Origin of the sequence: Corynebacterium sp. HMSC074E01, from assembly GCF_001808885.1 — a bacterium.
In the GTDB taxonomy this organism is placed as follows: Bacteria; Actinomycetota; Actinomycetes; order Mycobacteriales; family Mycobacteriaceae; genus Corynebacterium.
In genome coordinates this window covers 118,481-142,679 of the sequence record NZ_KV794854.1, presented here as the reverse complement: position 1 = coordinate 142,679, position 24,199 = coordinate 118,481, and the positions used below count along the sequence as shown (strand labels likewise).

The window sequence follows — 24,199 nt, the reverse complement described above, 5'->3', positions numbered from 1 at the left end:
CTAGTCGCTCTCTGTACCATCGACGTCGCTGGCCAGCTCACGGGCGGCGGCGTTAAACGCGTCCAGAACAGACAGCAGCGCTTCTTGCGCATTGATGATGCCGAGGTTGAGTGCGTGAAAGAGCTGGTCCTCGTTCAGACCAGCAGTGGTGACGAAGCATGCATCACCGCGCAGCTCAACCTCATCCTCAGACAGCCCGACGAGCGCGCGCCCATCGAACGCGCCCGCATTGAACTCGTTGCAGAGGACATGGAAGATGGGGAGCATGTCAGCGTCGAGCTGTGTGGACAGTACGCTCTCGATGCGCACGAGGCCCTCCTCCACGGTGATGACCCAGTCAAGGTCGTTAAGGCGGGCAACTACGCTTGTCGCGTCCTCAGGATGCGCGGTGGCCGCCATATCCAGCTCGGCGCCGTTGAGCACGCTCAACACGCGGTCCCGGTCGACGGCTGGCAGCGGTGATCCGGAGAGAATGTCGAAAGGATCGGAACTGGCGGTTGTGTTCTGGTTCTGGTTCCAGTCCTGGCTCATGGTTGCTCCTCCTTGTCCCAGGTGACAGCCAGCGGGAAGCGCTGCGCCACGATGTCGAAGATCTCAGCGAAGCTGGCCAGTGAACTCAGCAGGAAATGACCGAGCTGAGCCAAGGAGAGGCCTTCACCCACAGCCATGGCACGGTTGGCGCCTAGGTGAATCTCCGCGTTACCCTTCGCATCCTCTTCTACGAGGAAGTTCAGGGTGGGCGCAACGCTGGCCCAGTTCAACTCCGCCACCACGGCGGCCACCTCCGGCTCGAGGTGTGCCGGAAGAATGCCCTCCCACGAGGCGAAGGCGCTGAGTACCTCGCCTTCAGGGTCGAGCTCACAGTGCACTGCGATATGGGGAACACCGGTCTGCAGCACGCGGCGCGCGGATTCGGCGCTGTCGGCGGCAGCGGCAGCGCCAGCGTCAGCGTCGTCTTCTGGCTCTGGGGTTGCCTCGATGAGTGCATAGTCGGCGTCGATAAGCTCGCACAACTGCGCCAACCTGTCTATGGTGACCGGCTCAACCACGTGGAGATCGGTCACTGCTGCTCACCCTGAGCGCCCTCGGCACCCTCGCCCGCCTGCGCGGCAGACTCGGAACCGAGCTTGGCCATTTCTTCGGCAGCGGCGACCATGGCGTTCTGGGCGTTGATGACGCCGTCCACGGAGGCGCGTAGGGCGGCTGCGAGTTGTTCATCGGTCATACCGGCCGCGCAAGGAATGTCAGCCTCGGTGCGTACGAGGAGCATGCCGTCGAAGTCCGCGATCACTGCGCGGGCACCCATGGCCACGGAGTTAATCTGGTTGGCTGCCAGGAAAAGGCCTGCGTCAGCTTTGGCGTAGTTGACGTCCGTTGGTACATCGCAACGCACGATGGCGACGCTCTCCAGCACGGCGAACATGCACGGCAGACCGTTGAGGTTTGCTGTAGCGGCGTCGTCGCGACCGGTGACCGGCTCGAGTTCGATGTCGAAGGTCTTCATTGCCTCGATGATGCGGTCGAGGGTGACCTCTGGTAGTGCGTGCGGATCCTCGGCGGTAGGCGTTGTCGGATTAGTCATGGTTGTGCTCCTTCCAGGTGACGAGCTGCGGGTACTGCTGTTCAATCCACTCGAAGGACTGCAACACGGCATCCAGGGTGGACATGACGAACGCGCCGAGCTGGTTGCGGGATGCACCATGCGTCACGTCCAGATCACGCGCACCCGAGACCGCCAAAGCGTTGTCTGGTGCCTCGAAGAAGCGGAACGTCGGCGTGAAGTGGTCCTGGTTCCAGGCATTGATGTGCATGAGCAACGCAGGGCCTTCGGAGGCGGGGACAGAGCCGCGCCATACGGAATCGACGATGAGGTAGGAACCAACCAGCTGGAAGGCTATGGCGGCGTTGGAGAAGCCGGTGCGCAAAAGGTTGACCGTCTGGCCGTCCTGGGTCTTCTGCTCTTCGATGCGGTATTCCAGGCCCTCTGACTCAAAGATTTCCGCTATGCGCTCGAGGCTGACTTCGTCGATGGGTGTGTCAGGCTCCAGCTGGCGCTGCTGCGCGTCATCATGATTAGTGGTGTCCGTCAATTCTTCTACTCACTTCGCTACATTTTTCTTAATCTTTTCCGGCCCCGACACTACCGGAGCCGTCTTCCTCGGGTGCGCAGGTGGGGGCCTCGAAGAGTTTTTCACCGCCGAGCTCATGGGCGAGCGCTGGAGCGATGTCGGGGTAGCGGAAGGTATGGCTCAGCGCTTCCGCGCGGGTGGGCAGAACCTTTTGGTTGGCCAGCGCCAGCTCACGTGCCCCTTCCTTACCCAGCAGCAGCGCCGGACCGACACTGGGAATGGGGATGACGGTCGGCCTATGAAGGAGTGAGCCGAGGGCATCCACATAATCGCGATTGAGCTCCGGGTTGGGAGAGACTGCGTTGATGGCACCGCTCCAGGCAGGGTCGAGCGCGGCGCGGACGAACATATCTGAGAGATCATCCTGCGCGACCCAGCTATTCCACATGTTGCCCTTGCCAAATGAGCCGCCCAGTCCGGTAGAAAACAGCGCCCGCAGCAGCGGCAGGATTCCCGCGTTGGCTGATTGCACGATCCCGGTGCGCAGGTTCACCACTCGTTTTCCGGCTTCACGTGCCGGCGCGCAGGCATCCTCCCACGCCGCCACGACATCGGCCAGAAAGCCCTCACCGCGCTCCGAGTCTTCGGTCAGTACTTCATCGCCCCGGTCCGGACCGTAGATGCCGATCGCGGAGGCGCAGACCATCGCGGTCACAGAGGATGTTTCGGCCGCCAGCTGCGCCAGCAGGTGAGTAGGGCCTACACGTGAATCCCGAATAGCTTCTTTGTGCGCGGTATTAAAACGCCCGAAAATCGGCTCACCGGCCAGGTGGATGAGGATATCAACGCCGTCCAGCAAGTTTTTGGCGGGCAAAGTAGGCCGCCACAGGCGCTCGCCGGCTCCCGGGTTAGAGCGCACGAGCGGAATGACGGTGTGGCCCAACGTGCCGAGCTGTGCGGCCACAGCCGTGCCTATCGTGCCGTGCGTACCGGTTATTGCGATTGTGCGGGGCTCGGCGTTGAGAGCACCCAGCCGCTGAGCAAAGCGAAAGTCCTCAATAAGCTGTTGCTGCCGGTACGCAAAAATCGATTCCACTGGCCCCGTGGGGATGCGGGTATCCACCTTGTCGGTGATGAGCGTGCCCTCTGAGTGGTCCTCAAAGAAGTGTTCGTGGCGCCAATTGGCCAGCGAACGGAAGGGGGCGTTGATACAGACATCAGCGAAGGAACGCCGCGGTTGATACCTACTCAAATCGTGCCGGGCGACCCATTTTAGGCCGCCAGGAAACCCCAAGATAGAAGTCCCATCAGCTAATGACTCGGCCTGCCGCAGGGGAGTCATGAAACCGAAAGGCGCGGTGAGGCGCGCGAGCGCTCCCGGACGGGTGTGCCATTGCCAAACCTCATCACGCGGGGCTGGAACAACGTGCTGGGTAGTAAAACTCACTGTCTAGGGACCTGCCTCAAAAGATTCGGGGTGCGAGGGCGTACACAGCACGCCGGAAGAGTGCTATGGTTAGTGCTGGCTTTCAAGCATAGACAAGTCCTATTAACCATTGTCCGACATCCTTTAAAGACCGCACCGTGAGGCGGGGAAGGAGGTCACGATGAGTGAAACCGGCACCCACGCGGAGTCCAACGAGCTGCTGAGCTCGAAAGACGTCGCGCGCACTGTCGCACGCATCGCGCACCAGATTATTGAAAAGACGGCGCTTGATTCGAGTGATTCCCCTCGAGTCCTGCTCTTAGGCATTCCCTCTGGTGGCGTGCCTTTGGCACAGCGTCTTGCCGAAAAAATTGAGGAATTCTCCGGGGTGGAGGTTCCTTGGGGTTCCCTAGACATCACGTTGTACCGGGATGATCTTTATGCCCGCCCGCACCGTGCATTGCAGCCTACGACGGTGCCTGATGGCGGCATTAACGGCGCCACCGTGATCCTTGTCGACGACGTCCTGTACTCCGGCCGCACCATCCGCGCCGCGCTGGACGCCTTGGCCGATATCGGGCGCCCCGACATCATCCAACTTGCCGTCCTCGTGGACCGCGGGCACCGCCAGGTGCCCATCCGTGCTGATTACGTGGGCAAGAACATCCCCACCGCACGCGACGAGGACGTCACCGTGTACAACGCCGATATCGATGGCCGCGATGCCGTCGTTCTTACCCGCTTCACTGCACAGCCCGGCAAGGAGGCATAAATGAAGCACCTCATTAATATCGCCGACCACAGCGCCGAGGAGATCCTCGGGCTGATGGATGAGGCCGACCGTTTCCGGGAAGCCCTCGAAGGCCGCGAAGTCAAGAAACTGCCCACTCTGCGCGGGCGCACCGTTTTCACCTTGTTCTATGAAAACTCCACCCGTACACGTTCTTCTTTCGAGACGGCGGGTAAGTGGATGTCGGCAGATGTCATCAACCTCTCTGCCTCGACGTCCTCGGTCAAGAAGGGTGAGTCCCTCAAGGACACCGGGTTGACCTTGGCCTCCATTGGTGCCGATGCCATCATCATGCGCCACCCTTCTTCGGGCGCGGCGCAGCAGCTCGCCGGCTGGGTGGCGCCCGAAGGGCAGGGGCCGAGCGTCATCAACGCCGGCGATGGCTCTCACCAGCACCCCACGCAGGCGCTTCTCGACGCCGTCACGATGCGCCAGCGCCTGCACCTGGGCGCGGATCGTTGCGCCGCAGGCACCGGTTTCGAGGGACTGAACGTCACCATCGTCGGTGACTGCCTGCACTCCCGCGTCGTGCGCTCCAACGTGGACCTGCTGTCGACGTTGGGCGCTGAGGTTACGCTTGTCGCTCCGCCGACGCTACTGCCCTTTGGCGTCGACACCTGGCCGGTGCGCGTCTCCCATGACTTCGACTCCGAGGTGGCCAAGGCCGATGTCGTCATGATGCTGCGCGTCCAAGCAGAGCGTATGAACGGCGGCTTCTTCCCCTCGCACCGCGAGTATGCGGCTCTTTACGGGATGTCCAAGGACCGCGCTGCTGCTATGAAGAAGCACGCCATCATCATGCACCCGGGCCCCATGGTCCGCGGCATGGAAATCAACTACGCGGTGGCTGACTATGACAACACCGCGGTGCTCCAGCAGGTCCACAACGGTGTCCACGTGCGCATGGCCACCCTCTTTACGCTGCTCACCAACGGCGAGAACGCCGGTATCTAAATCGAGTTATCTCACATACCAACGAGGAGAGCTTTTCAGAAACCATGACTACTTATCCAGACACCGGCGTGCTCTCGGCTCCTGCGGCGGGCACCTTGCTCATCACCAACGTCCGCCCTTATGGCGAAGGCGAGCCCACTAGCCTTCTGATCAAGGATGGCGTCATCGAGGCGATCGGCGCCGCCGATATCAACCCAGCGGAAGGCGTCGACCGCACCATCGACGGGGGCGGCAACGTGCTGCTGCCGGGCCTGGTGGACATGCACGTCCACCTGCGTGAGCCGGGCCGCGAGGACACAGAAACCATCGAGACCGGCTCGCGGGCCGCCGCCAAGGGAGGGTTTACTGCCGTGTTCACCATGCCGAATACCTCCCCGGTCACGGACCAGCCGATCATCGCGGAGTCCGTTTGGGCCAAGGGCCAGGCACGCGGCCTGTGCGATGTGCATCCGGTTGGATCCATCACGAAGGGCCTCGAGGGTAAAACGCTGACCGAGTTCGGCATGATGGCCCGCTCGGATGCCAAGGTGCGCATGTTCTCCGACGACGGCAAGTGCGTCCAAGACCCGCAGCTCATGCGCCGTGCCTTGGAATATGCCAAGGGGCTTGACGTCTTGCTGGCCCAGCACGCAGAAGATCACCGCATGACCGAAGGCGCGAGCGCCCACGAGGGCGAGGTCGCAGCCCGCCTAGGCTTGCGCGGCTGGCCGCGTGTGGCCGAGGAATCCATCGTCGCCCGCGACGCACTGCTCGCGCGTGACTACGGCAACCGCATGCACATTTGCCACGCTTCGACGAAGGGCACCGTCGAGCTGCTCAAGTGGGCCAAGGAACAGGGCATCCCGCTGACTGCAGAGGTGACCCCGCACCACCTGCTGTTGACCGATGACAAGCTGGTGACCTACGACGGCGTCTTCCGCGTCAACCCACCGCTGCGGGAGGAATCCGACACCCTGGCCCTGCGCCAAGCATTGCTTGACGGGCTTATCGACGTCGTAGCGACCGACCACGCGCCGCACGGCAGCGAAGACAAGTGCGTCGAGTTCGAGCACGCTAAGCCGGGCATGCTGGGCCTGGAATCCTCCCTGGCGGTCATCGCCAAGCTCTTCGTCGCCACCGGCCTGGCTGACTGGCGCTTCGTCGCCCGCGTCATGTCAGAGCGTCCGGCAGAGATTACCCGCCTGCCCGGCCATGGTCGCCCGATTGCAGTCGGCGAGCCGGCCAACCTCACCATCGTCGATCCCGAGCACAAGTGGGTATCGGATTCCACGCGCCTGGCGTCGAAGTCGGAGAATAACCCCTATGAGGGGGAGGAATTCGGTGCACGAGTGGCCTACACCATCCTGCGTGGCGCAGTGACCTACGACCTTGCTGCTGAAAGCGCCAGCGAGGCGGCCGAGTAATCGGGATAATCGACAATCAGAGTTGCTCGACACTTAAGTAACCAACGCACATCCCCACACACCCAACCCTTCACCGAGAAAATTCACTGAAAGGTCCAACACACAGTGACTTCCACTACCACCACCCCCGCCATTCTGGTTCTCGCTGATGGCCGCACCTTCCGAGGCTTCGGCTTCGGCGCCACCGGTACGACCCTGGGCGAGGCAGTCTTCACCACCGCCATGACGGGCTACCAGGAGACCATGACGGACCCGTCTTACCATCGCCAGATCGTCGTCGCCTCCGCGCCGCAGATTGGCAATACGGGCTGGAACGATGAGGACAACGAGTCCCACGACGACAAAATCTGGGTCGCCGGCCTCGTTATCCGTGATCTGGCCCGCCGCGTCTCCAACTGGCGTGCCGCCCGCTCTCTGTCGGAGGAGATGGAGAAGCAGGGAATCATCGGCATTGGCGGAATCGATACGCGCACCTTGGTGCGCCACCTGCGCAATCACGGCTCAATCAAGGCCGGAATCTTCTCCGGCGAGGCTGCTGAGAGGGACGTCGATGAGCTCATCGCTGAGGTCAAGAACCAACCTTCCATGGCTGGACTCGACTTGTCCGCAGAGGTCTCGACCGATGAGGTCTACACCTTCCCGCCAGTAGGGGAGAAGCGCTTCACCGTCGTGGCCTATGACATGGGAGTCAAGACCGCCACCCCGAAAAACTTCGCCGAGCGTGGCATCGAGACCATCGTGGTTCCCGCCAACACCCCGTTCGAGGAGATCAAGCAGTACAACCCAGATGGCGTGTTTGTCTCCAACGGCCCGGGCGACCCGGCTACCGCTGACACCATGGTCGGCATCGTCCGCGACATCCTTGCTGCCAAGTACCCCTTCTTCGGCATCTGCTTTGGCAACCAGATCCTCGGCCGTGCGCTGGGTATGGAGACCTACAAGCTGAAATTCGGCCACCGCGGCATCAACGTTCCGGTGCGCAACCAGCTCACCGGAAAGATCGATATCACCTCCCAGAACCACGGCTTTGCCTTGGCCAGCCCCTCGGGCAAGGAAGACCCGGCCGGTGAGGAATTCGATACCGACTTCGGCCCAGCAGTGGTCTCCCACACCTGCCTCAACGACAACACCATCGAAGGCGTTGCGCTCAAGGATGGCATGGCCTACTCCGTGCAGTACCACCCGGAGTCCGCCGCCGGCCCACACGATGCCAACCCGCTCTTTGACCAGTTCATCGAGCTCATGACTGAAAAGTCCCCGAACAAGTAGAACGCAACCAGGAAGAGGAAGAAGCAACACATGCCAAAGCGCAACGACATCAATCACGTCCTGGTTATCGGCTCCGGTCCGATTGTTATTGGTCAGGCCTGCGAGTTTGACTACTCCGGCACCCAAGCCTGCCGCGTGCTCAAGGAAGAAGGCCTGCGCGTCACGCTGGTCAACTCCAACCCGGCAACGATCATGACGGACCCGGAATTCGCCGACCACACCTACGTGGAGCCCATTGAGCCTGAGTTCATTGAGAAGATCTTCCAGAAGGAAAAGGAAGAGGGAAACCCAATCGACGCGGTGCTGGCCACACTCGGCGGCCAGACCGCTCTGAACGCCGCGGTGCAGCTGGACCGCCTGGGTATTCTGAAGAAGTACGATATCGAGCTCATCGGTGCTGATATCGACGCCATCGAGCGTGGCGAGGACCGCCAGAAGTTCAAGGATATTGTCGCCTCCATCGGCGGTGAATCCGCGCGCTCCCGTGTGTGCCACACGATGGAGGAGGTCCACGAGACCGTCGCTGAGCTTGGCCTCCCGGTCGTTGTACGCCCCTCCTTCACCATGGGCGGCCTGGGCTCTGGTCTGGCCTTCAACGAGGAGGACCTTGAGCGCATTGCTGGCGGCGGCTTAGCTGCCTCGCCGGAGGCGAACGTCCTCATTGAGGAGTCCATCCTGGGCTGGAAGGAGTTCGAGCTTGAGCTCATGCGTGACGGCGACGATAACGTGGTGGTCATCGCCTCCATCGAGAACGTCGACGCCCTCGGCGTTCACACCGGTGATTCCGTTACCGTGGCCCCAGCATTGACCCTCACGGACCGCGAGTACCAGAAGATGCGCGACCAGGGTATCGCCATCATCCGCGAGGTCGGCGTTGACACCGGCGGCTGCAATATCCAGTTCGCTGTAAACCCGGATGATGGCCGCATCATCACCATTGAGATGAACCCGCGCGTGTCCCGCTCTTCCGCGCTGGCCTCTAAGGCCACAGGTTTCCCGATTGCCAAGCTGGCTGCCAAGCTGGCTATTGGCTACACCCTGGATGAGGTGCGCAACGATATCACCGGCGTGACCCCGGCGGCCTTCGAGCCAACGCTTGACTATGTCATTGTCAAGGCTCCGCGCTTTGCTTTCGAGAAGTTCCCGGGCGCCGATGACACCCTGACCACCACGATGAAGTCTGTGGGCGAGGCCATGGGTATCGGCCGCAACTACATCTCTGGCCTGAATAAGGTCATGCGCTCGCTGGAGGGCAAGCCTTCTGGCTTCTGGACCAAGCCGGATGAGTACTTCGCTGGGGAGCGCGCAACGGACGTGGAGGCCGTTCTCAAGGACCTGGAGCGCCCGACCGAGGGCCGCATCTACGATGTCGAGTTGGCTCTGCGCCTCGGTGCCACGGTGGAGCAGTTGCACGAGCACTCGCACATTGACCCGTGGTTCCTTGCCGAACTTGAGGCGCTCGTAGAGTTCCGCGAGGAGCTCGTGAGCGCGCCGGTCCTGGACGCTGAATTACTGCGCCGCGCTAAGGTCTTCGGCCTGTCCGACGCCCAGATTGCTGCTCTTCGCCCAGAGTTCGCCGGTGAAGATGGCGTGCGTTCCCTGCGCTGGTCTTTGGGCATTCGCCCGGTGTACAAGACCGTTGATACTTGTGCGGGTGAGTTTGAGGCCCAGACCCCGTACCACTACAGCGCTTATGAAATGGACCCGAACGCTGAGTCCGAGGTCCGCGCAAGCGACGAGAAGACTAAGGGCAAGGTCATCATCTTGGGCTCTGGCCCGAACCGCATCGGTCAGGGCATCGAGTTTGATTACTCTTGCGTGCACGCAGCGCTGGAGCTTTCCCGTGAGGGCTACGAGACGGTTATGGTTAACTGCAACCCAGAGACGGTGTCGACTGACTATGACACTGCAGACCGACTCTACTTCGAGCCGCTGACTTTCGAGGATGTCATGGAGGTCTATCACGCGGAAGCTGCATGTGGTGAGGTTGCCGGCGTCATCGTTCAGCTGGGTGGACAGACCCCGCTGGGCCTGGCTGAGCGCCTGACGGCTGCTGGCGTTCCGGTCGTGGGAACCTCGGCCGCCGCCATCGACTTGGCCGAGGACCGCGGTGAATTCGGCACGGTTCTCGCCGAAGCCGAGCTGCCCGCACCGGCCTTCGGCACCGCTACCTCCTTTGAAGAGGCGCGTCAGGTTGCCGCAAACATCGGGTACCCGGTGCTGGTCCGCCCGTCCTACGTGCTGGGTGGCCGCGGCATGGAGATCGTCTACGACGAAGATTCGCTGCGCGATTACATTGAGCGCGCTACCGAGATCACCTCGGATCACCCCGTCCTGGTTGACCGCTTCCTGGATAACGCCATTGAGATCGACGTCGACGCGCTGTGCGACGGTGAAGAGGTATACCTCGGCGGCGTGATGGAGCACATCGAGGAAGCCGGTATTCACTCCGGTGACTCTTCCTGCGCGCTGCCGCCGATGACGCTGGGCCCGGAGGATATTGAGAAGGTGCGGGAGTCGACGCGTCGCCTAGCGCACGGCATCGGCGTCAAGGGCCTGATGAACGTTCAGTACGCCCTGAAGGATGACACTCTCTACGTCATCGAGGCCAACCCTCGTGCCTCCCGCACCGTGCCTTTCGTCTCCAAGGCCACCGGCGTGCCGCTGGCCAAGGCCGCCGCGCGCGTCATGCTGGGGGCGTCCATCGCCGAGCTGCGCGAAGAAGGCATCATCCCGTCGACTTACGACGGTGGTTCCCTGCCGCTAGAGCACCCGATTGCCGTCAAGGAAGCTGTGTTGCCGTTCAACCGCTTCCGTCGCCCCGACGGCCAGCTGCTGGATACCTTGCTCTCGCCGGAGATGAAGTCCACCGGTGAGGTGATGGGCTTGGCTGATAACTTCGGCGCTGCCTATGCCAAGGGTGAGATGGCCGCCTTCGGCGAGCTGCCCACCGAGGGAACCGTGTTCGTCTCCGTAGCTAACCGCGATAAGCGCACGCTTATCTTCCCGATTCAGCGGCTGGCCTACATGGGCTACACCATCGTCGCTACGGCAGGTACTGCGCAGATGTTGCGTCGCAACGGCGTGGAGTGCGAGGTGGCGGTGAAGGTCTCGGAGGCCACGGAAGGCGAGGAGTCCATCGTGGACCAGATTCTCGCTGGAAAGGTTGATCTCATCCTCAACACCCCGGCAGGCTCCGCCGGCGCCCGGCACGACGGCTATGACATCCGCGCTGCTGCCGTATCTGTGGGCATTCCGTTGGTGACCACCGTCCAGGGCGTGACCGCCGCCGTGCAGGGCATCGAGGCCTTGCGGCGCGGAGACCTCAAGGTACGCGCGCTGCAGGAGCTTGAGCATGACCCAGCAAACTAGGAAGACGCCGTCTTTCGGTGAACGCCTCGTGGCAGCCGGTGCGGAGCGCGGGCGCCTGTGCGTGGGCATCGACCCGCACCCGCACCTGCTGGAGGCCTGGGGCCTGTCGGTTGATGTGGACGGTTTGCGCACGTTTACGTTGCGTTGCGTGGAAGCCTTCGCCGAGACCGCCGCGGTGGTGAAGCCGCAGGTGGCCTTTTTTGAGCGTTTCGGCTCCCGCGGCTTCGCAGTACTCGAGGAGGCCCTGGCGGGCCTTCGGGAACAGGGCTGTCTTAGCCTGGCCGATGCTAAGCGCGGAGACATCGGTTCCACCATGGCCGGCTACGCACAGGCCTGGCTGGGGGAGGACTCGCCGTTGTGTTCCGATGCAGTAACGGTCTCGCCCTACCTCGGCGTGGGTGCATTGAGGCCAGTCTTCGACCTAGCGGAGGACACTGGGCGTGGAGTCTTCGTCCTTGCGGCAACCTCTAACCCAGAGGCCGTGGCGTTGCAGTCGCTGAGCGTGGGCGGCCGCAGCGTGGCGCAACGAGTCGTCGATGAGCTTGCTCAGCGCAATGCGTCTGCGGCGGGGCCAAACAACACCGTGGGTGCTCTCGGCGTGGTCGTGGGCGCGACGTTGGAGGCTCCGCCTGCATTAGACCAATTAAACGGCCCAGTGCTGCTGCCGGGCGTCGGTGCGCAAGGCGCAACGCCCGCAGATGTTAGGCAACTCACCTCTGCGGCGCCTGAACTGGGCTTTGCTAACGTCTCCAGGGCCATCCTTTCGGCGGGCCCCGAGGTTACTGACCTGCGCAAAGCCGTTATCGACACCGCCTCAGAGTTTCGGGACTAAGACGACGGGTAATTAACAGCGCGCTGGATTAACAGGAGCGCTGTTTACCTGGTATTTTGTTTAAGGCATGTGCGTTGACGTGCAGGAACCTTTAAAAGAAAGGGGCCGCGTTACGTCACCGCGTACAGACCAGTGCTAGGATTGCCAGAAGTCGGTTCGTGGAGGTAGCAAAAGCTATCCCGCGCTGGGGAAATCTTCCCACCGTGAGCCGAGATTCTGGTGCTAGCCATCAGATGACAATGTTCGTACTAATGAAATCGGAGGAAACCCGTGGCCCTTCCCAAGTTGACAGATGAGCAGCGCAAAGAAGCTCTCGCAAAGGCCGCTGAGGCCCGCAAGGCTCGCGCTGAGCTCAAGGCTGCGCTGAAGCGCGGCGAGACCAACCTGCAGGAAGTTCTGGAGAAGGCCGAGACCGACGAGATCATCGGCAAGACCAAGGTCTCCGCTCTCCTCGAGGCTCTGCCGAAGGTTGGCAAGGTCAAGGCCAAGGAAATCATGGAGGACCTGGAGATTGCTCAGACCCGCCGCCTGCGTGGCCTGGGTGACCGTCAGCGTCGCGCCCTGCTCGAGCGTTTCGGCTACGGCGAGTAATTAGCACAATGGCTGACGAAACTGCACGCGGGCGCCTGGTCGTTTTGGCCGGGCCGTCCGCTGTGGGTAAGTCCACTGTGGTTTCGCGCCTGCGTGATGATGTTGACAACCTCTACTTCAGCGTCTCAATGACGACGCGCCAACCCCGTCCCGGCGAGACTGATGGGGTGGATTACTTCTTTGTCTCCCCGGAGGCTTTCCAAGAACACATTGATGCCGGTGACATGCTCGAATGGGCTGAGATCCACGGTGGTTTGCAGCGCTCCGGGACGCCGGCTCAGCCGGTGCAGGAAGCGATGGCGGCCGGCCGTCCGGTGTTGGTGGAGGTTGATCTTGCAGGCGCTCGCAACGTGAAGGCGGCGATGCCGGAGGCGGAAACCGTGTTTCTTGCCCCACCGTCCTGGGAAGTTCTGGTTGAACGCCTGACTGGGCGCGGGACCGAACCGCAGGATGTCATTGACCGCAGACTGCATACTGCAGAGACGGAACTTGCCGCGCAAAAGGAATTCGACCACATCGTTGTGAATGAAGATCTCGATGAGGCCGTTGCTGCAATTAGTGCTATCCTGCGTGGATAGACCACGATTTTGACCATCTACCAACAGTAAAGGTGCATGTGACCAACGTGACCACACCTGCCAATTCTGAGGCCGTGAAGCCGGAGCCAGTATTCGATCCGCCGACGGGTATTACCGATCCGCCGATTGATGAACTGCTGGGCAAGGTCTCGTCCAAGTACGCTCTGGTGATCTTCGCCGCTAAGCGCGCACGCCAGATCAACAGCTACTACCAGGAACAGGATGAAGGCGTCTTTGAGTTCGTCGGACCGCTGGTAACCCCGGAACCGGGTGAGAAGCCGCTGTCCATCGCCCTCCGCGAGATTGACGCTGGCCTGCTGGACCACGAGGAAGGCAACTAGCCCGTTCATCGTGAAGGCAAAGGCAGCTTCTTCAAGTGTCTTAGCGCCATTCTGAATCAAAACCCACCCAAGTGTTTCCCAGACGCTTCGGTGGGTTTGCTGTGTCTTGGGTACTATCGGCCGAGTGAAGGACGTACAGAAAACCCCAGATAGTTCAGAGTTGAAACCTGCGCCGACCGAGTCCGCAGGGGGCCGCCGAATCCTTATCGGCGTGGCAGGCGGAATTGCTGCCTATAAGGCGTGTCACCTTATTCGGGACTTTAAAGAGCACGGCGATGATGTTCGCGTCGTTCCCACGGAGGCCGCGTTGAACTTCGTAGGGGCAGCCACCTTCGAAGCTTTGTCAGGACATCCCGTCTCCACAACCGTCTTTGATGCCGTGGATGAGGTCCAACACGTTTCCTTGGGGCAGCAGGCTGATGCGGTCGTCATTGCCCCTGCCACCGCAGACCTTATCGCCCGGTTGGCCTGTGGCCGCGCTGACGACCTGTTGAGCGCTTCCGTACTCGTTGCTACATGCCCCGTCATCATTGCCCCCGCTATGCATACCGAGATGTGGCTGAACCCAGCAACCCAGGACAATGTGGCAACGTTGCGCCGCCGCGGCATCACCGTGATGGAGCCGGCGCATGGTCGTCTCACCGGCACGGATACGGGTGCCGGCCGCCTGCCGGAGCCGGAGCAGATAGCGGAGTTTGCCCGCACGACTATCGCGGGGCATCGCGTGGACCATAATTGGCAGGGCCGGAAGGTTGTGATCTCTGCCGGAGGTACCCAAGAGAACCTCGATCCAGTGCGCTACCTTGGCAACCGCTCTTCTGGACGCCAGGGCTTTGCTTTGGCGGAGATCGCTGCGCAACGCGGGGCGGATGTCACTATTGTCGCTGGAAATACTGAAGCGCTTCCCATCCCTGCAGGCGCTTCCGTGGTGCGCGTGACATCGACGCGGGATATGCAGGAGGCGATGAATAGGGAAGCTGCCGATGCCGACATCATTATCATGGCCGCGGCTGTCGCCGACTACCGTCCAGCGTCCGTCGCGGATTCGAAGATGAAGAAGGGCGCAGCCGATGATGATTTGGCTAGCCTGGAGCTAGTGGAGAACCCGGACATACTCAAGGGGCTGGTGCAGCGGCGAGAGAATGGTGAACTAAAGCGCGAGGCAATCATCGTTGGCTTTGCTGCCGAGACTGGTGATAAGACTACTAGCGTGCTCGAGTATGCCCAGCAGAAGTTTATGAAGAAGGGCTGTGATGTGCTCATGGCTAACGAGGTCGGGGAGGGCAAGGTCTTTGGCCAAGCCACAAGTGCCGGGTGGATCCTTCGTCGCTCTTCCGACCCAGTGGTGGTTGCCCCGGGCTCAAAGCAGGTTGTGGCCGCACAGATTCTTGATGTGGTGAATGAAATATTGGAAAAGTAGCACTCGTTCTTGCAGCTGTAGACCGCTTGGTCTACGATGGGGCGGTGTTAACAGCCGAGGCGTGGGCGAGGCGAAGTCCTGCCCACGGCGCGCAGAATTAGTTTAAGGAAGATTTGTGACTGATAAAGCTGCTCAGGCAGTGCGCCTTTTTACTAGCGAATCCGTGACAGAAGGTCACCCGGATAAGATTTGTGACGCGATCTCGGACGCCATTCTTGACGCCCTTCTGGAGGAAGATCCTGACGCCCACGTTGCTGTGGAGACCCTCGTGACGACGGGCCAAGTCCACGTCGTGGGCGAGGTGCGTACCTCCGGTTATGTTGAAATCCCGCAGATCGTCCGCAAGACCCTCGTAGAGATCGGTTTTACCTCTTCCGATGTGGGCTTTGATGGCCATACCTGTGGTGTCAACGTGGCCATTGGTGAACAGTCCCAAGAGATTGGGGCCGGCGTCGACGCCTCCACAGAGGTGCGTTCGGGAACGTTTGAGGATGATGACCAGTATGGCGCTGGTGATCAGGGCCTCATGTTCGGCTACGCAACGAACGAAACTCCAGAGTTTATGCCGCTGCCGATTTCGACGGCTCACCACCTTTCGCGCCGTCTTACCCACGTCCGTAAGGAAGGCATTGTGCCTTCGCTGCGCCCGGATGGAAAGACTCAGGTCACCTTCGCTTACGACGAAAATGATGTGCCGACGCGCTTGGAGACGATCGTCATCTCCACGCAGCATGATCCGGAAGTGACCCAGGAGTGGTTGGCCGAGCAACTTCGCACCCACGTCGTCGAGTGGGTCGTGAACGATGCTGACTTGAGCCAGTACTACACCGAAGACACTGAGCTTCTCATCAACCCATCCGGTTCCTTCATTCTGGGTGGGCCGATGGGTGATGCGGGCTTGACCGGCCGCAAGATCATCGTGGATACCTACGGCGGTATGGCTCGCCACGGCGGCGGTGCGTTCTCCGGTAAGGACCCAAGCAAGGTGGACCGTTCCGCGGCTTACGCTATGCGCTGGGTGGCTAAGAACATCGTGGCCGCTGGCTTGGCAGACCGCGCCGAGGTACAGGTTGCCTACGCCATTGGACGTGCAAAGCCGGTCGGTCTGTATGTGGAGACCTTCGGCACTGCCCACGAGGGTTTGAGCGATGCTGACATTCAGACAGCGGTAAATAGGGTCTTCGACCTGCGCCCAGCCGCGATTATTCGCGAGCTCGACCTCCAGCGCCCAATCTATCGCCAGACTGCAGCCTACGGACACTTCGGGCGCACCGATGTCGAACTGCCGTGGGAGGACACCTCGCGAGCCGACGACCTGCGCCGCGCCGTCGACCTGTAGAATCGGGCCCTATGCCCAAGAAGACACCCGCCGCCCAGCAACCGGTTGCGCGGGTGTTGCCTTTGTTAGGGGTAGCTCACCTAGACCGAGAGTTCGATTACCTCATCGATGAATCGGACTCACAGGCAGCCCAGCCCGGAGTACGGGTGCGTATCCGGTTCAACGGCCGTCTGGTAGACGCCATCTTGTTGTCGCGAGCTAGCGATTCCGACTACGCGGGTTCGCTTCGCTATATCGACCGCGTCATTTCTCCCTACTCGGTGTACACCCCGACAATGTCGGCGCTCATCGAATCCCTCGCGGCGCGTTATGGCGGCGTGCGCTCCGACATCATTCGCACCGCGATCCCGGCGCGCCACGCCAAGGCCGAAGAAGCGGACGTCGATACGCCGTGGGAGGAACTTGGTACTGCCGAGCATCCGGATCTCTCCGCGTGGTCGGGCTATCAGCACGGTGAGTCCTTCGTAGATTCGGTTTTGTCGGGGCACATTGCCCGGGCAGCCTGGCAGATTGCACCCGGGGAAGACTGGGCCGGCGCTTTGGCAGCCCTCGGCACCAGCGTGGCGCTGCAGGGCGGGGGCGTGCTCATGGTCGTCCCCGATCAGCGTGACTTGGATTGCCTGGAGGCGGCGTTTCGCCGCCACGTCTCCGCCAAACAGATCACTGTCCTCGCACATAGTACTGGGCCCCAGGCCCGTTATCGTCGCTACCTTTCCGCCTTAACTGGTCAAGCACGGATCGTCATTGGTACTCGCTCCGCAGCCTTCGCCCCAGTCAAGGACCTCAAGCTGGCCGTTGTTCTCAATGACGGCGACGATAATTTGGTAGATAACCTCAAGCCCTATGCCCATTCGCGGGAGGTGCTCAGCACTCGCTCGGCGCAGGAAGGCTGCAGCCTTATCCTTGCCGGCCATGCGCGCACCTCAGAAGCACAGTTGCTTGTTGAATCGGGGTGGGCTCACGATCTTCTCCCTAGCGATACGGCGCTGGAGAAGAGGCGCCCCAATATCCTTGCGGTGGGTGCGTACGGGATTAATCTAGCCCGCCACATGCAGGGCGGGACCACGGCTGTCAGCGGCCCGGCATTTCAGGCCACACGTGCAGCGCTCGATCGCGGTGAGCCCGTTCTCGTGCAGGTCCCGCGTAAGGGATACGCGCCGATTTTGGCGTGTGGGCACTGTGCGTCCCCGGCGCGTTGCCGCCATTGCAATGGCCCCTTAGGCCTGCCTTCCGCTGGTGCTTCGAGGGATGAATCGACAGATTCGGCTGCGCTGCCCTCGTGCCGGTGGTGTGGGCGCGTCGACGCGCATTATCGGTGCTCCGAATGCGGCTCGCCGCGGCTGCGCGCCATCGTGCTGGGGTCTGAGCGCACAGCGGAAGAGATGGGCCGCGCTTTTCCTAATACCAGGGTGATTCAGTCGGGCGGCGCCACCATCCTCGATGAGATCCCAGCCGGCCCCGCGCTGGTTATCGCCACACCCGGCGCGGAACCGCGCATCGCGGAGGGCGGGCTCTATGGCGCCGCTCTCTTGGTGGAAACCGGGGCGCTGCTGGGCCGCCAGGATCTGCGAGCCACGGAGGACACTTTGGCCAAGTGGGCGGCTGCGGCCACTCTCGTCGCGCCGGCTCGCGACGGCGGTGCGGTGATTGTTGCCGCCGATGAGCAGCTGCCACTAGTGGGCTTCTTGAGCCGCTGGGACATGGTGGGGGCTGCAGCAGCAGAATTGCAGGCACGCCGTGAGGTACGCTTTCCACCGGCCGTGCATATGGCGGCCGTCGACGGCGCCGATGCCTCCCTCGATGCCTTTTTGGAGTTGGCGGAACTGCCGGAACATGCGGAGCTTCTCGGACCCGTCCCGTTGCCGCCGGGAGTGAGCTTGCCCGGTGACTATGACCATGAGCGCGGCGGTGAGCCGCAGCGCCTACTGATTCGTACCCCGCTAGGTCCGCGTTCAGAGCTTGGTCAGGCTTTGAGAAGGGCTAATTCCGTGCGCAGTGCACGCAAGGATGTGCTGCCGCTGCGCATTACCGTGGATCCAATCAACATTGGTTAACAGGTGCTTCCTTTTCACCCCTGGCGGGCGCGCGCTGCTGGAGGTGAACTATTCTCGGTAGCCGACACACTGTTTAGCCCTCGAGGAGTACCACTATGACCGTGCGCGAGGTTCGCCTTTATGGCGATCCGGTTCTGACCACCCGTGCCGAGGAGATCACCGAGTTCGGGCCGTCACTGGAACGCTTGGCCCAGGACATGCTGGAAACCATGGAAGATGCTGGGGGAGTCGGATTAGCTGCCAACCAGATCGGCGTGACCAAACGCATCTTTGTCTTCGATTGCTCGCACTTCCAGCACGGCCTGCGCGGTGCGGTTATTAACCCGGAGTGGGAAGCGGTTGGGGAGGAAACGCAGTTAGGAACTGAGGGCTGCCTCTCCATCCCAGGTATTTCGCAGGCCACCGAGAGATTCTCCACGGTGCGACTGCGCGGCTATGACCCGCAGGGCCGGCCTGTATCGATGCTGGCTTCGGGGCTTATGGCGCGCTGCATACAGCACGAAACAGATCACCTGGACGGTGTCTTGTTCCTCCAGCGCCTGAGCGACGACTTGCGCAAAGAATCCATGAAGACCATCCGCCAAGCGGAGTGGTTCAACTCATAGCCGCACGCTCGAACGACAGTGCGGCCACGCATCGATTAAAAACTAGAACCCAAACAACGTGAACTAAGAAAGGCCTGCTCTCACAGTGCGCATTATTTTTGCCGGAACCCCCGAGCCCGCTGTTGTGGCTTTGCAGAAGCTCATCGAGTCCCATCATGAAGTAGCTGCAGTCATCACTCGGCCCGACGCCCGCCGTGGTCGCGGACGCAGCTTGCACCCGAGCCCCGTGAAAGCCCTAGCTGAGGAACACGGCATCGAGGTGCTCACGCCAACCACCCTCAAGCAGGGCACCGAGGACGGCGATGCGTTGCGTGCACGGCTTACAGAGATCGCCCCCGAGGCGATTCCGGTAGTCGCCTACGGAAATCTGATCACCGAGGACCTGTTGAGCCTTCCCCGGCACGGCTGGGTCAACCTCCACTTTTCCCTTCTTCCAGCGTGGCGCGGTGCCGCCCCAGTGCAGGCCGCCATTGCTGCGGGAGATAAGCGAACAGGTGCTACTACCTTCCGCATTGATCAAGGTCTGGACACCGGCGACATCTTGGCCACCATGGAAGAGACAATCCAACCCACCGATACCGCGGATGACTTGCTGACGCGGTTGGCGTATGCCGGCGGTGATCTTCTCGTCGAGACGATGAATGGTTTGGAAGATGGCAGCATCACCCCGCAGCCGCAGGAGGGTGAGGCCACCTACGCGCACAAGATTTCCACGGAAGACGCCCGGATAGATTGGACCGCGCAGGCCGACATTGTCGATCGCCACGTCCGCGCGCATACTCCAGGGCCGGGCGCGTGGACTCTGCTAGGGGAGTCGCGCTTAAAGGTGGGTCCGGTCAGCGTCGTGGAGCCAGCGGAATTAGAGGAGCTGCCAGACGCTATCGCGTTGACGTCGCTGCAACCGGGCGAAGTACACGTGGCGAAGAAGGAGGTTATGGTCGGTACTGGGAGCACCCCGGTACGCCTAGGCCAGATCCAACCACCAGGTAAGAAGATGATGAATGCCGCCGACTGGGGCCGAGGGCTTTCCAGCCAGGCTGCCCAGGCAGCAGAGGGCGGCCAGAATGAGGTGAAGTTCTCATGAGTAGAGGTTTCCGATCCCGCAGTAAGTCCGGTGATCCGGCAGCTCGCTCCGAGCGCGCCGAACAGCAGCGCGGCGGTGGACGCAGAACCGCACGTGGCGGTACGAACCGCCAGGCTAAAGGAAAGCGAGAGCATCGAGGCGGGCAGCGCCATAACAACCGACGGGACGGACAGTCGGCGTCCTTCATGTCCGCAGCGCGGCACTGCGGAGTCGATGTCCCACGCGCGGTAGCTTTCGAAGTGCTGCAGCGCGTGGAGGCCGATGATGCTTTTGCCAACCTCACGCTGCCAAAGGCAGTGAGTGCGAACAACCTGAGCGGCCGTGATGCAGCCTTCTCTACGGAACTCACCTACGGCACGCTGCGCAGCGAAGGTGTGCTTGATGCCGTTATCGCCGAGTGCGCTTCGCGCGGCTTAGAGGCCATTGCACCTGACGTTCTCACCGCCTTGCGAATGGGCACCTACCAAGTGCTGTACACCCGCGTTGAAGCGCATGCGGCGGTCGATACCACCGTCCGCCTCGTGGAGGCAGCTGGCCACGAAAAGGCCAAGGGCTTTGCCAACGGCATTATGCGCACCATCACCCGCACGCCTGCGCACGAGTGGCTAGACAAGCTTTCTCCGAAGGAAGAGATCGCGGCCGTGGCCTTCCGTCACGCTCACCCGGAGTGGATTGCCCGCTCCTTCGGACGCGCCTTGGGCCTGCTGGACACCGCTGGTAAGAGCAAGCTCAACGCCGAGCAGACATCGGAACTGGAGCGTGCACTCGAAGCGGATTCTGAGCGGCCCCTGGTGCATCTGGTAGCACGGCCCGGCGAAATCTCTGCCGAAGAGCTTGCTCTCATTACCGGTTGTGAGGAAGGGCGTTATTCGCCGTATGCGGTGTATCTTGAGCAGGGTGACCCGGGCTCGTTAGAGCCTGTCCGCCAAAGGTTGGCAGCGGTCCAGGACGAAGGATCGCAGCTCATCGCACGCGCAGTGACGGAAGCTCAACTCATCGGCGAAGACACCGGACGCTGGTTGGACCTGTGCGCGGGCCCCGGTGGTAAGGCTGCGCTGATGGGTGCCATCGCCCGCATAGAGGGGGCAGAGGTCGATGCCGTAGAAGTCTCTCCGCATCGGGCCACCTTGGTGGAAAAGACGGTGGGTGATCTACCCGTCCATGTGCATCGTGCGGATGGCCGTGCGCCGAGTCTCGGCGCAGGCTTCGACCGCGTGCTTGTCGACGCCCCCTGTTCCGGCCTCGGTGCACTGCGCCGCCGCCCCGAAGCCCGTTGGCGCAAAGCCGAGTCCGATATTGCGGAGCTCAACAAACTCCAGACCGAGCTCCTTGAATCCGCGTTGGAGCTCGTGCGCCCCGGTGGTGTTGTGGTGTACTCCACCTGTTCGCCCGATCTGCGTGAGACCCGGGGCATCGTGGATGCGGCCTTGGAGCGCCATGGAGCCGGGGCGGAGGTGCGTATCGAGGAGCTGGATGCGCGCGATGTGCTGCCTGACATGGGAGACCTCGGCAGCGAGCTTTCTGCCCAAATGTGGCCGCACCGCCATGGCACAGATGCAATGTTTTTCGCCGTCCTTCGCCGAGTGGCGGACTAGCGCCGCGTGAGGGACTAGGCTGAGTGTCATGTCTGCACACTCGTCTGGTCCCATCATTTCCCCATCCATTCTGGCCGCTGATTTCACCCGTTTGGGTGAGGAGGTTCAGGCCGTGGCCAACGCGGATTGGATCCACGTTGACATCATGGATGGTCACTTCGTGCCCAACCTGTCCTTCGGCCCAGATATTACCGCGACGGTGGATGGGATTACTTCGCAGACCCTCGACGTTCACCTCATGATCGAGGAGCCGGAGAAGTGGGTGGAAACCTACGCCAAGGTCGGAGCTGATTGCATCATCTTCCACGTCGAGGCCGTGGCCGACAAGAATGCGGCCATCACTTTGGCCCGCAAGATCCGTGACCTAGGGGTGCGCGCGGGCTTCTCCATCAAGCCGGGCACCCCGATTGAGCCCTGGTTGGATGCCCTGGAGCACTTCGACGAGGTTCTCGTCATGTCAGTCGAACCAGGCTTCGGCGGTCAGAGCTTCATGCCGGATCAGCTCGACAAGGTCCGCACCTTGCGCGCAGCTATTGATGAGCGCGGCCTCGATGTCCTCATCGAAATCGATGGTGGCATTTCTGCCGAGACGATCCGCTCCGCCGCTGAGGCGGGCTGCGATGCTTTCGTAGCGGGTTCGGCCATTTATAAACAAGCAGATAAGGCAGCGGCCGTCGAGGAGCTGCGCCGACTGGCCACGCTGTGAACCCACGCCTCGATTCTGCTGCCCTATCGCAAGCGTTGCGCTTAGCCATGGAGGCCGGCCAGCAGGTGCGCGGTACGACGAGCCCGAATCCGCCAGTCGGTGCGGTGATTCTTGATGCCTCCGGGCAGATCGTCGGCGTCGGTGCAACCCAGCCCCCGGGCGGACCGCATGCTGAAGTCATGGCGCTGCGCGATGCGGGGGACAAGGCGCGCGGTGGAACCGCGGTGGTCACCTTGGAGCCCTGCAACCATACTGGCCGTACTGGGCCCTGCGCGCAGGCGCTTATCGATGCCTCCGTGGCCGCCGTGTACTACCTCCACCCGGATCCCACCCCGCAAGCCGGGGGAGGATCGACCACTCTGCGCCGCGCCGGCATCACCGTGGGACAGCTCTCGGCACCGGCAGAGAGAGCAGATGCACTGGAGCCGTGGTTAGGTGCCGTCGCACTCGGTCGCCCGCACGTCACGCTGAAGTTCGCACAGAGCCTGGATGGTTTCACCGCCGCGGTGGATGGCAGCAGCCAGTGGATCACAGGGGAGCAGGCCCGCGAGCATGTGCATCGTGACCGGGCCCAGCGCGATGCCATCCTTATCGGAACGGGCACAGCGTTAGCGGATAACCCATCCTTGACGGCGCGCTTTCCGGATGGTTCCTTGCGCCCTCAGCAACCGAGGCGTGTGGTCATCGGATCCCGGGATGTGTCTCAAGGTGGAAGAACCAACCTCGAGAGACTAGGTTTTGAGCACTATGCCTCCCCACAGGAGGCCCTAGCTGAGCTTTATGCCACGGGCGCCCGGGACCTTCTCGTCGAAGGTGGCGCGGGGCTCGCAACCAGCTTCATGGAGCTAGGTTTCGTCGACCGGATCCAGGCTTATATAGGAAATGTCATCCTCGGCGAAGGCAGAGGCGTTCTCACCAGTGCTGTGTCGTCGAACTTGGCCCGCGCCCAGAGATGGCGGCGTTGCGCGGTTACCGAGCTCGGCGAGGACCTACTTGTGGAATATCGCAAGGATGAAGAGCTTTGAAAGCTGACAAGCATTGAAAACTGGAAAGCTTTCAAAGGCTAGTAGTTTCACGGGCTAGAAGATTTAGAGATTTAGAGAGTTAAAAGGGAAGGGGAGTGCGGTCTATGTTTACCGGACTCGTTGAAGAGATTGGTCGCGTCGATAGCGTCGAACCGCAGGGTGATGCCGTGCGGTTGGGTATTGCCGCGTCCACCGTATTGAGTGACGCGCAACTGGGGGATTCCATAGCGGTCAATGGCGTATGCCTGACCGTGGCTGAGCTAGGAGAAGGAACCTTCATCGCTGATGTCATGAAAGAATCTTTGAACCGTAGCTCCCTCGGCGAACTCGCGGAGGGCTCGCCGGTTAACCTTGAGCGCGCGGTGCTCCCGACGACCCGTTTGGGCGGCCACATTGTGCAGGGACATGTCGATGGCACCGGGACCTTGTTGTCCCGCACGCCTTCAGAGCACTGGGAGGTATTGCGTTTTAGCCTGCCGGCTGAGTTGGCACGCTACGTGGTGGAAAAGGGTTCCATCGCGGTGCAGGGAACCTCCCTGACGGTATCGGCCTTGTCAGATGGGCAAGGAGAGTCCGATACAGAGAGCTATTTTGAAGTCTCACTCATTCCCACCACACTGCGGGATACCGTCTTTGGTTCCATGGAGCCAGGCGCCCGGGTAAACCTCGAGGTAGACGTGGTTGCAAAGTATGTGGAGAAAATGGTTCACCCTAACGCCCACGGCGTGGGAACAGAGGGATAGAGT

At 61.7% G+C, this 24,199-nt stretch carries 23 protein-coding genes; 18 read left to right on the top strand and 5 right to left on the bottom strand.

The features are described from left to right. Genes HMPREF2537_RS10090 through HMPREF2537_RS10070 form a run of 5 tightly spaced genes read right to left on the bottom strand, consistent with a single transcriptional unit; the run spans position 1 to position 3,516 of the window. Entirely contained in the window at positions 1-531 is a 531-nt protein-coding gene (locus tag HMPREF2537_RS10090) for a YbjN domain-containing protein (RefSeq protein ID WP_070528501.1), read from the bottom strand. Continuing rightward, entirely contained in the window at positions 528-1,064 is a 537-nt protein-coding gene (locus tag HMPREF2537_RS10085) for a hypothetical protein (RefSeq protein WP_070528499.1), read from the bottom strand. Before HMPREF2537_RS10085 ends, HMPREF2537_RS10090 begins: the two co-directional genes overlap by 4 nt. Then, complete coding sequence (locus tag HMPREF2537_RS10080; protein WP_070444961.1) at positions 1,061-1,582, bottom strand: YbjN domain-containing protein; 522 nt, start codon at positions 1,580-1,582, stop codon at positions 1,061-1,063. The genes HMPREF2537_RS10085 and HMPREF2537_RS10080 overlap by 4 nt, the downstream gene beginning before the upstream one ends. Continuing rightward, a complete protein-coding gene (locus HMPREF2537_RS10075; RefSeq protein ID WP_070528493.1) occupies positions 1,575-2,090 on the bottom strand; it encodes a YbjN domain-containing protein in 516 nt (171 codons plus the stop codon). Before HMPREF2537_RS10075 ends, HMPREF2537_RS10080 begins: the two co-directional genes overlap by 8 nt. Positions 2,091-2,118: 28 nt before the next feature. Continuing rightward, entirely contained in the window at positions 2,119-3,516 is a 1,398-nt protein-coding gene (locus HMPREF2537_RS10070) for a TIGR01777 family oxidoreductase (protein ID WP_070528491.1), read from the bottom strand. Between the two features lie 160 nt (positions 3,517-3,676). Between HMPREF2537_RS10070 and pyrR the strand changes: the two genes are divergently transcribed. The 18 genes from pyrR to HMPREF2537_RS09980 all read left to right on the top strand — a co-directional run bounded on the left by pyrR (position 3,677) and on the right by HMPREF2537_RS09980 (position 24,196). After that, on the top strand, positions 3,677-4,267 hold the full coding sequence (gene pyrR, locus HMPREF2537_RS10065; protein WP_010186814.1) for a bifunctional pyr operon transcriptional regulator/uracil phosphoribosyltransferase PyrR: 591 nt from the start codon (positions 3,677-3,679) through the stop codon (positions 4,265-4,267). Beyond that, positions 4,268-5,239: an aspartate carbamoyltransferase catalytic subunit gene (locus tag HMPREF2537_RS10060; protein ID WP_070528489.1), complete on the top strand. Its 972-nt coding sequence runs from the start codon at positions 4,268-4,270 to the stop codon at positions 5,237-5,239. It begins immediately after the preceding gene. A gap of 44 nt (positions 5,240-5,283) precedes the next feature. Beyond that, entirely contained in the window at positions 5,284-6,642 is a 1,359-nt protein-coding gene (locus tag HMPREF2537_RS10055) for a dihydroorotase (RefSeq protein WP_070528486.1), read from the top strand. A gap of 105 nt (positions 6,643-6,747) precedes the next feature. Then, complete coding sequence (gene carA, locus HMPREF2537_RS10050) at positions 6,748-7,911, top strand: glutamine-hydrolyzing carbamoyl-phosphate synthase small subunit (RefSeq protein WP_070528483.1); 1,164 nt, start codon at positions 6,748-6,750, stop codon at positions 7,909-7,911. A 30-nt stretch (positions 7,912-7,941) separates the two neighbouring features. Next, positions 7,942-11,283 (top strand): carbamoyl-phosphate synthase large subunit, encoded by a 3,342-nt coding sequence (carB, locus tag HMPREF2537_RS10045; protein ID WP_070528481.1) that lies wholly within the window; start codon positions 7,942-7,944, stop codon positions 11,281-11,283. Continuing rightward, positions 11,267-12,115, top strand: a complete 849-nt coding sequence (gene pyrF / locus HMPREF2537_RS10040) for an orotidine-5'-phosphate decarboxylase (protein ID WP_070528478.1) — start codon at positions 11,267-11,269, stop codon at positions 12,113-12,115. The genes carB and pyrF overlap by 17 nt, the downstream gene beginning before the upstream one ends. A 270-nt stretch (positions 12,116-12,385) precedes the next feature. Then, positions 12,386-12,706 (top strand): integration host factor, actinobacterial type, encoded by a 321-nt coding sequence (gene mihF, locus HMPREF2537_RS10035; RefSeq protein WP_010186801.1) that lies wholly within the window; start codon positions 12,386-12,388, stop codon positions 12,704-12,706. Between the two features lie 8 nt (positions 12,707-12,714). Then, entirely contained in the window at positions 12,715-13,284 is a 570-nt protein-coding gene (gmk, locus tag HMPREF2537_RS10030; protein ID WP_010186800.1) for a guanylate kinase, read from the top strand. A 38-nt stretch (positions 13,285-13,322) separates the two neighbouring features. Beyond that, the gene (gene rpoZ, locus HMPREF2537_RS10025; protein WP_010186799.1) at positions 13,323-13,625 is read left to right on the top strand and encodes a DNA-directed RNA polymerase subunit omega; all 303 of its coding nucleotides are present in this window, start codon (positions 13,323-13,325) and stop codon (positions 13,623-13,625) included. Between the two features lie 160 nt (positions 13,626-13,785). Next, the gene (coaBC, locus tag HMPREF2537_RS10020; RefSeq protein ID WP_070528475.1) at positions 13,786-15,045 is read left to right on the top strand and encodes a bifunctional phosphopantothenoylcysteine decarboxylase/phosphopantothenate--cysteine ligase CoaBC; all 1,260 of its coding nucleotides are present in this window, start codon (positions 13,786-13,788) and stop codon (positions 15,043-15,045) included. 115 nt (positions 15,046-15,160) lie between these two features. Next, positions 15,161-16,384 (top strand): methionine adenosyltransferase, encoded by a 1,224-nt coding sequence (gene metK, locus HMPREF2537_RS10015; RefSeq protein WP_070528473.1) that lies wholly within the window; start codon positions 15,161-15,163, stop codon positions 16,382-16,384. An 11-nt stretch (positions 16,385-16,395) separates the two neighbouring features. Continuing rightward, on the top strand, positions 16,396-18,438 hold the full coding sequence (locus HMPREF2537_RS10010) for a primosomal protein N' (protein WP_070528471.1): 2,043 nt from the start codon (positions 16,396-16,398) through the stop codon (positions 18,436-18,438). 95 nt (positions 18,439-18,533) lie between these two features. Beyond that, complete coding sequence (gene def, locus HMPREF2537_RS10005) at positions 18,534-19,043, top strand: peptide deformylase (RefSeq protein WP_070528468.1); 510 nt, start codon at positions 18,534-18,536, stop codon at positions 19,041-19,043. 85 nt (positions 19,044-19,128) lie between these two features. Beyond that, positions 19,129-20,127: a methionyl-tRNA formyltransferase gene (gene fmt / locus HMPREF2537_RS10000; RefSeq protein WP_070528465.1), complete on the top strand. Its 999-nt coding sequence runs from the start codon at positions 19,129-19,131 to the stop codon at positions 20,125-20,127. Further along, positions 20,124-21,722: an RsmB/NOP family class I SAM-dependent RNA methyltransferase gene (locus HMPREF2537_RS09995; RefSeq protein ID WP_070528464.1), complete on the top strand. Its 1,599-nt coding sequence runs from the start codon at positions 20,124-20,126 to the stop codon at positions 21,720-21,722. Before fmt ends, HMPREF2537_RS09995 begins: the two co-directional genes overlap by 4 nt. 28 nt (positions 21,723-21,750) lie before the next feature. Then, positions 21,751-22,428 carry a ribulose-phosphate 3-epimerase gene (rpe, locus tag HMPREF2537_RS09990; protein WP_070528461.1) on the top strand — a complete coding sequence of 226 codons (678 nt, stop codon included), beginning with the start codon at positions 21,751-21,753 and terminating at the stop codon, positions 22,426-22,428. Continuing rightward, positions 22,425-23,453, top strand: coding sequence for a bifunctional diaminohydroxyphosphoribosylaminopyrimidine deaminase/5-amino-6-(5-phosphoribosylamino)uracil reductase RibD (gene ribD / locus HMPREF2537_RS09985; RefSeq protein WP_083299013.1), 1,029 nt, complete (start codon positions 22,425-22,427; stop codon positions 23,451-23,453). The genes rpe and ribD overlap by 4 nt, the downstream gene beginning before the upstream one ends. A gap of 104 nt (positions 23,454-23,557) precedes the next feature. Beyond that, positions 23,558-24,196: a riboflavin synthase gene (locus HMPREF2537_RS09980; RefSeq protein ID WP_070528459.1), complete on the top strand. Its 639-nt coding sequence runs from the start codon at positions 23,558-23,560 to the stop codon at positions 24,194-24,196. The last annotated feature ends 3 nt before the right edge of the window (positions 24,197-24,199 follow it).

What these genes read in the sequence shown, in the direction of transcription:
- HMPREF2537_RS10090 (WP_070528501.1), bottom strand. Translation starts at nt 531, where the DNA reads ATGAGCCAGGACTGGAACCAGAACCAGAACACAACCGCCAGTTCCGAT.
- HMPREF2537_RS10055 (WP_070528486.1), top strand. Translation starts at nt 5,284, where the DNA reads ATGACTACTTATCCAGACACCGGCGTGCTCTCGGCTCCTGCGGCGGGC.
- gmk (WP_010186800.1), top strand. Translation starts at nt 12,715, where the DNA reads ATGGCTGACGAAACTGCACGCGGGCGCCTGGTCGTTTTGGCCGGGCCG.
- HMPREF2537_RS09995 (WP_070528464.1), top strand. Translation starts at nt 20,124, where the DNA reads ATGAGTAGAGGTTTCCGATCCCGCAGTAAGTCCGGTGATCCGGCAGCT.
- pyrR (WP_010186814.1), top strand. Translation starts at nt 3,677, where the DNA reads ATGAGTGAAACCGGCACCCACGCGGAGTCCAACGAGCTGCTGAGCTCG.
- HMPREF2537_RS10060 (WP_070528489.1), top strand. Translation starts at nt 4,268, where the DNA reads ATGAAGCACCTCATTAATATCGCCGACCACAGCGCCGAGGAGATCCTC.
- pyrF (WP_070528478.1), top strand. Translation starts at nt 11,267, where the DNA reads ATGACCCAGCAAACTAGGAAGACGCCGTCTTTCGGTGAACGCCTCGTG.
- rpe (WP_070528461.1), top strand. Translation starts at nt 21,751, where the DNA reads ATGTCTGCACACTCGTCTGGTCCCATCATTTCCCCATCCATTCTGGCC.
- HMPREF2537_RS09980 (WP_070528459.1), top strand. Translation starts at nt 23,558, where the DNA reads ATGTTTACCGGACTCGTTGAAGAGATTGGTCGCGTCGATAGCGTCGAA.
- carB (WP_070528481.1), top strand. Translation starts at nt 7,942, where the DNA reads ATGCCAAAGCGCAACGACATCAATCACGTCCTGGTTATCGGCTCCGGT.
- def (WP_070528468.1), top strand. Translation starts at nt 18,534, where the DNA reads ATGACCGTGCGCGAGGTTCGCCTTTATGGCGATCCGGTTCTGACCACC.
- HMPREF2537_RS10080 (WP_070444961.1), bottom strand. Translation starts at nt 1,582, where the DNA reads ATGACTAATCCGACAACGCCTACCGCCGAGGATCCGCACGCACTACCA.
- HMPREF2537_RS10010 (WP_070528471.1), top strand. Translation starts at nt 16,396, where the DNA reads ATGCCCAAGAAGACACCCGCCGCCCAGCAACCGGTTGCGCGGGTGTTG.